The 6,056-nt window shown below is 71.5% G+C and carries 7 protein-coding genes; 3 read left to right on the plus strand and 4 right to left on the minus strand.

Annotation, left to right across the window (positions count from 1 at the left end; genetic code table 11):
- The 4 genes from RIF68_RS24075 to RIF68_RS24090 form a co-directional block, all read right to left on the minus strand.
- A partial coding sequence (locus RIF68_RS24075) for a hypothetical protein (protein WP_309053384.1) occupies positions 1 to 285 on the minus strand: 285 nt, incomplete at its 3' end.
- Positions 286 to 326: 41 nt separating this feature from the next.
- Entirely contained in the window at positions 327 to 875 is a 549-nt protein-coding gene (locus tag RIF68_RS24080; RefSeq protein ID WP_309053385.1) for a hypothetical protein, read from the minus strand.
- Positions 872 to 2,779: an alpha/beta hydrolase gene (locus tag RIF68_RS24085; RefSeq protein ID WP_309053386.1), complete on the minus strand. Its 1,908-nt coding sequence runs from the start codon at positions 2,777 to 2,779 to the stop codon at positions 872 to 874. Before RIF68_RS24085 ends, RIF68_RS24080 begins: the two co-directional genes overlap by 4 nt.
- Before the next feature lie 5 nt (positions 2,780 to 2,784).
- Complete coding sequence (locus RIF68_RS24090) at positions 2,785 to 3,219, minus strand: hypothetical protein (protein WP_309053387.1); 435 nt, start codon at positions 3,217 to 3,219, stop codon at positions 2,785 to 2,787.
- A gap of 130 nt (positions 3,220 to 3,349) precedes the next feature.
- On the opposite strand from RIF68_RS24090, the gene RIF68_RS24095 reads away from it, so the two are divergent.
- The 3 genes from RIF68_RS24095 to RIF68_RS24105 all read left to right on the plus strand — a co-directional run.
- Positions 3,350 to 3,856, plus strand: coding sequence for an SseB family protein (locus RIF68_RS24095; protein ID WP_309053388.1), 507 nt, complete (start codon positions 3,350 to 3,352; stop codon positions 3,854 to 3,856).
- A gap of 136 nt (positions 3,857 to 3,992) precedes the next feature.
- Complete coding sequence (locus tag RIF68_RS24100) at positions 3,993 to 4,955, plus strand: pirin family protein (protein ID WP_309053389.1); 963 nt, start codon at positions 3,993 to 3,995, stop codon at positions 4,953 to 4,955.
- 85 nt (positions 4,956 to 5,040) lie between these two features.
- The coding region (locus RIF68_RS24105) for an AI-2E family transporter (protein WP_309053390.1) at positions 5,041 to 6,056 on the plus strand (1,016 nt) is incomplete at its 3' end.

Below are 6,056 nucleotides of genomic sequence, written 5' to 3' on the forward strand. Positions count from 1 at the left end.
GGGCGCCACGTAGGGGGCGTTGTTCGTGGCCGTCGCCTTCTTCAGCCCGGCCGCGTCGAAGACGACGCTCGACTGCGCCCGAACGAGCTCCTTGGCCTCGGCGACGGTCTTGTGCTGCGGTTCGTAGTCGAGGGCGTCGTGGTTCATGGCGTTGCATCCTGTCGCGGCCAGGAGGACAGCGACGACGAGCAGCCGGCGCCGCGCTCCGCCCGCGGTGGCGAGACGGGACCGGAGGGCGCCGATCGCCGCCCCGCGCGGGGTGGTGCGGTGCTTGCCGGTTCTCATCAGTCCTCGTTCATCCGTCCCGCCACCGCCCCTGCGTGCGGTCAGTCGCTGACCCGGTACTCCGGGTCGGTGTGGCAGGGGGACGTGACCGTGACCGAGAGGCTGTCCCTGGACGCCTTCTCCCACTTCGAGGCGGACTCGTACGTGGACGGCAGCAGCAGCTCGATCGTCGCCGTGTGGTGGTCCTTCTCGTGTTCCACGTCGAGCTGGAGCTGTTTGGCCTCGGACTTCGCCGGACCGAAGCGGACGACCTTCCAGCCCTTGGCAGGTAGGCCCTCGTGCAGCCGGTCCATCGCCTGCTTCAGGCTGCTCGCGTCCGGTCCGTACATCGACCAGAAGTGTCGGACGCGGTATCCGTTCTCCACGCCGTCACAGGGCGCGGCGTCGGGAGCGCCGTTGTTCGCCTCGCGCAGGCCGGCCGTGTCGAAGATGTCGCTGGACCGTTCGCGGACCAGGTCCTTGGCCTCGGTGACCTTCATGGGGCGCGGCTCGTAAGGCAGGCCGCCGTTGTTCATGGTGGTGCATCCCGTCGAGAGGAGGAGGGCGGTGGCCAGGGCGCCGCCCAGGGAGAGGGCCTTGCGGCGGATCATTGGTAGGTCACTTCCTTGTACCGGCCGGTGACGACCCTGGCCTGGTTGGTGAGACTTTCCGTGCCGTTGTCCCAGTAACCGCTGTGGCCGCGCGAACCGTCCGTGGCCACGACGTGCGCGCCGAAGTCGGGGTTGGTCGGCGTGAGCGTCTTGACGACGCTCTCGCCGTCGCCGTCCATCCAGGACGGCAGGATGTCGATGTCCACCTTCTTGGGCGCGTGGCCCCAACCGCCCAGGTCCGGCACCGGGTCACTGGTGACGAAGGGGATGTTGAAGCCGCCGTACTTGTCGTCGGTGACACCGCCCGGCAGGTGCAGCCCGCCCAGGTAGGGATCGCTGTCGGCTTCGGCCGCGTAGACGTGCCCCTTGGGCACGTCCAGGTCGGTGGCGCTGCCGACCTGCATGCCGGGGCTGCCGGCCACGAAGATGTCGTCGGCGTCCAGGTGCCCCTGGCGAGCGGCGGACCCGATGACGGTCGAACCGTAGCTGTGGCCGGTCACGGTCATGTGGGTCCGGTCGCCCTCGTGCGAGGCGCGGAGCCCGTCGACGAAGGCGTTGAGCTTGGGGGCGCCGTCGTCCGCGTAGTGGCTGAAGGGCGCGTCCTTCACGATGCTCTGCGGCGCGTCGTAACCGAGCCAGGTGATCGTGGAGACGCTCTGCCCGTTCGCCAGGTTGTCGCTGGCCCGCCAGAGGGTCTCCATGCGCTTGATGTCGCCGCCGATGCCCTCCAGGTTGGACGTGGTGCCGGGCACGTACATCGCCGTGTGCGTGGCGGTGTCGGGGTTGCCGTTGGCGACGATCGCGTGCCCGTTTCCCTTGGTGTCGAAGCCCAGCAGGTAGGCCTCGGGCAGCGGGCGCTCGCCCGGCCGCTCGGACTTGCCGGAGCGGTCGAACCGCTCCTGGATGGCGTCCATCCCCTTCTTCCGGGCGGTCAGCTCCGCGTAGCGGTCGCCGTACTTCTCCTCCCACTGCCGGTACGCCGGATTCTTGATGACCGCCGGGTACTGCCCACTGGGATTCTGGATGTACTCCTGCGGCGGCTTCGGAATGGCGTTGAAGTCCAGCTGGGCCTGCGCCCGGGTCTCCGCCAGCACCATGCGGTTGGCGTCGTCACGGACGGCGGAGGGGATGCCGTCCAGGGCGCCCACGGAGGCGGGGTAGAGCGTGGCGTACTCGTCGCGCTGTTCCTGGGTGAGGCCGTTCCACCAGGCGGCGTTCTCCTGCGGGGACTTGCCCTGCGGGATCTTGCCGTCGTCGGCGTACCTGCCCGCCGCCTCCTGCATCGCCCTGGTGTCGGCGGCGGCGTCGGCGAGGGTGGCGTCGCTGACCGTCAGGCCCGGTTCCGCCTTCAGTTTGCGCAGGACGGCGGCGTAACGGCTGTCGATCTCGGTGGCCTCGCGGACGGCGTCGCCGATGCGCTGGGCGATGTCCTCCGCCTTGCCCTTGTTGGCGTCGGCGGATCCGACGCCCTCGCCGGCGCCCGGGGCGTAGGGGACGGGGGCCCCGTCCTGGGCGGTGTTGCTGCCGGGGGCGAGAACGAACGAATCGGTCGGGTACTCCACCGAACCGTCGGGCTTGACCGTGAACTTGAGGTTCGCCGCGTCCTCGAGGGCCCGCTTCAGCTTGTTCTGCGGCGCCGCGAGCTCGGTGGCGAGGCCGTTGAGCGCGGTACGGATCAGGCCGCACTCGGTGTGCAGGTACTGGTAGTTCCTGGAGAGCTGCCTGACCTCGTCGCAGGCGGCCTTCGCCGCGTCACCCTCCTGCGTGTCATGGATGCGGGCGAACATGGCGTTGTCGACGCGGTCCTTGTCCGCGTTGGCGCGGGAGGAGACCTTGCCCCAGCCGTCGGCGGCGTCGGTGTACTCGCTCAGCTTCACGTCACGGAGCTGCTGCCAGGTGGGCACGGGCCTCAGTTCCCCTTCTTCTGCGGCGGTACGGGTGCCTCCGCGGCGATCTTCCGCCTGGTGGCGTCCTCGCGCTCGCCGAAGTCCCGCCCGGCGGCCTTCAAAGAGCCCTCCAGGCGGCCGCACTCGTCGCGGACGGCCGTCAGCCGGGTCTTCCAGGTGCCGAGGATCTCGGTGAGCGCGGCGGAGGAATCGAACCCGGCGGTCGCGCCGGTGACCCCGTCGTTGGCGCTGTCCAGGTCGGTCAGCGAGGTCCCGGTGCTGGTCCGCAGTTCGCCGGCGGTGTTTCCTGCCGCGTGCCAGGGCGCCTCGTCGGCCTTGAGGTCGGCCCCGCCGCCCCCGCCGGGCGCCGAGGGCAGCCCGGCCAGCGTCATCGCGGCCGGTCGCTGCTGCGGCGGCGCGCCTCCGAACAGTTCGGTCCATGCTTCGTTCAGTGTCATGTGCACCCCCGTGCGCGTCGTTGCTGCCGCGAACTTAGCAGGGTCCCGAGCGGCCCCGCGGGCCCTGGGCGGGGTCCTCCCCGGCCGGATCGCGGCACGGGGCCGGGGTGGTGCTCGCTAGGCTGGGGGCATGTACGGCTACGAGCAGAATCCGGGTGCCCAGCAGCAGTACGCGCCGCCCCCTCAGCAGCAGTACGACCCGCAGGCCGGCATGCAGGGCGGGACGCAGCCCGGTGGCGGGTACGGACAGCAGCAGGCGCCGCTCTACCCGGAGCCCTCGCCGCCGTCGCTCGCCGACGCGGTGCGCGCCTTCACCACCGGCACCCTCGCGGCCGAGGACTTCCAGCAGATCTTCGCGACCTCCAAGGTCTACTGCCCGCGCGGCGACAACCCGGGCTTCCTGGCGCTGCACAACACCCAGCAGCCGGTGATCCCGATGTTCACCTCGCTGAAGGAGCTGCGGCGGTACGCCGGCAAGGAGTCCAAGTACTTCGTGATCACGGGCGCGGAGGTGATCGACCTGCTGCCGACCGGGTACGGCTTCGTCCTCGACATGGAGGGCGACCACCGGATGGTCTTCGACGCGAAGGCCGTGGAGCAGATGGTCGACTACGCGATGCGTCGGATGTACGGCTGACGCGGGCCGGCAGGGTTCAGGGAGAGCGCCCGGGAGGAATTCCTCCCGGGCGTTCCGCGTTCCGGATGGCAAGAAGTTCATCGTTCAACTAAAGTGGACGTACGAGGTCGCCAAGGCCCGCAACAGGAGGTCCCCCATGCCCGCCGTGACTGTCGAGAACCCGCTCACCCTGCCGCGCGTCACCGCTCCGGCCGGCGCCGCCGCCCGCCCCGTGCTCGCCGTCACCACGGCGCCCTCGGGCTTCGAGGGCGAGGGCTTCCCGGTCCGCCGCGCCTTCGCGGGGATCAACTACCAGTACCTCGACCCGTTCATCATGATGGACCAGATGGGCGAGGTGGAGTACGCGCCCGGCGAGCCGAAGGGCACCCCCTGGCACCCCCACCGGGGCTTCGAGACCGTCACGTACATCATCGACGGAACCTTCGACCACCAGGACTCCCAGGGCGGGGGCGGCACCATCACCAACGGGGACACCCAGTGGATGACCGCCGGCTCGGGCCTGCTCCACATCGAGGCCCCGCCGGAGTCCCTCGTCGTCAGCGGCGGCCTCTTCCACGGCCTCCAGCTGTGGGTGAACCTGCCCGCCGCCGACAAGATGATGGCCCCCCGCTACCAGGACATCCGCGGCGGCCAGGTCCAGCTGCTGACCTCCCCCGACGGCGGCGCGCTGCTGCGCGTCATCGCCGGCGAGCTCGACGGACACGACGGCCCGGGCATCACCCACACCCCGATCACGATGATCCACGCCACGCTGCGCCCCGGCGCCGAGATCACCCTGCCCTGGCGCGAGGACTTCAACGGCCTCGCGTACGTCATGGCCGGCCGCGGCACCGCCGGCGCCGAGCGGCGGCCGATCCACCTCGGTCAGACCGCCGTCTTCGGCAAGGGCGGCTCGCTCACGGTCCGCGCCGACGAGAAGCAGGACGGGCACACCCCCGACCTGGAGGTCGTCCTCCTCGGCGGCCGGCCCATCCGCGAGCCCATGGCGCACTACGGCCCCTTCGTGATGAACACGCAGGCCGAACTGCGCCAGGCCTTCGAGGACTTCCAGGCGGGCCGCCTCGGCACCGTCCCCGCGGTCCACGGCATGGGCGAGTGACGGAGCGCACGCGCCGCTGACGAGCCGTCACCCGTACGGCCCGTCAGCGCGCGACGCCCGCCCGCGGGCGTGGTCCGGTGGACAGGTGCAGACGAGTGGAGGAGCGGCGCCGATCCCCGAGGGCGCCAGGCGGGTCGCCGCCTGGTGCGCCGTCCTCCTGCTGGTCGCGGGGGTCGCGGCCGTGTTCGTCTGGCTGTGCGTGGTCTTCCGGGCGGCCGTCACCCCGGCGCTCCTCGCCGTCCTCGGCACCGCGCTCCTCGGCCCCCTTCACCGGCGCCTGCTGCGCATGAAGGTCCGGAGGTCGCTCGCGGCCGCGCTCACCGTCGCCGCGGTCCTCGCGGTCGCCGGCGGCGCCACGTACATCGTCGTCGCCGCCCTCGTCGAGACCGGCGACCAGATCATCGCCTCGCTGCGGCAGGCGGCCGCCGGCGTCGCCGACCACTTCGGCGCGGCCGGCACCTCCCTGGACGACCTGGCGGCCGACGGCAGGCAGCTCCTCCAGAAGTTCGGCGGGACCGCCGCCTCCGGGGTCCTCAGCGGGATCGGCGTCGTCGGCCAGATGATCGCCACCGCCGTCCTCGCCCTCCTCCTCATCTTCTTCTTCCTCCGCGACTCCGACCGGGCCGTGGGGGCCCTGCGCTCCCTCGTGCCGCCCGCCACCGGCGACGCGGCGGAGGCCATGGCACGCCGCGCCTTCGAGGCGGTCGAGGGCTTCATGCGGGGGACGACGTTCATCGCCCTCGTCGACGCCGTCCTCATCGGCGTCGGACTGCTCGTCCTCCAGGTGCCCGGCGCCGTCGGACTCGCCGCGCTCGTCTTCGTGACCGCCTACATCCCGTACCTCGGGGCCTTCCTCTCCGGCGCCGTGGCGGTGCTCGTGGCGCTCGCCGACCGGGGCTTCGTCATCGCCCTGTGGGCGCTGGGCGTCGTCCTGGCCGTGCAGGTCATCGAGGGGCACGTGCTCCAGCCCATGGTCCAGAGCCGCACCGTCCACATGCATCCGGCCGCCGTCATGCTGGCCATCACCGCCGGGGCGTCGGTCGCCGGCATCCTCGGCATGCTCCTCGCGGTACCGCTGACCGCCGCCGCCACCGGCGTCCT

This window comes from Streptomyces sp. (assembly GCF_031178505.1).
GTDB lineage: Bacteria > Actinomycetota > Actinomycetes > Streptomycetales > Streptomycetaceae > Streptomyces > Streptomyces gulbargensis.

Bases quoted from the DNA above. Each gene is read 5' to 3' on its own strand.
- RIF68_RS24095 (WP_309053388.1), top strand. From the start codon at position 3,350: ATGTACGGCTACGAGCAGAATCCGGGTGCCCAGCAGCAGTACGCGCCG.
- RIF68_RS24080 (WP_309053385.1), bottom strand. From the start codon at position 875: ATGATCCGCCGCAAGGCCCTCTCCCTGGGCGGCGCCCTGGCCACCGCC.
- RIF68_RS24090 (WP_309053387.1), bottom strand. From the start codon at position 3,219: ATGACACTGAACGAAGCATGGACCGAACTGTTCGGAGGCGCGCCGCCG.
- RIF68_RS24100 (WP_309053389.1), top strand. From the start codon at position 3,993: ATGCCCGCCGTGACTGTCGAGAACCCGCTCACCCTGCCGCGCGTCACC.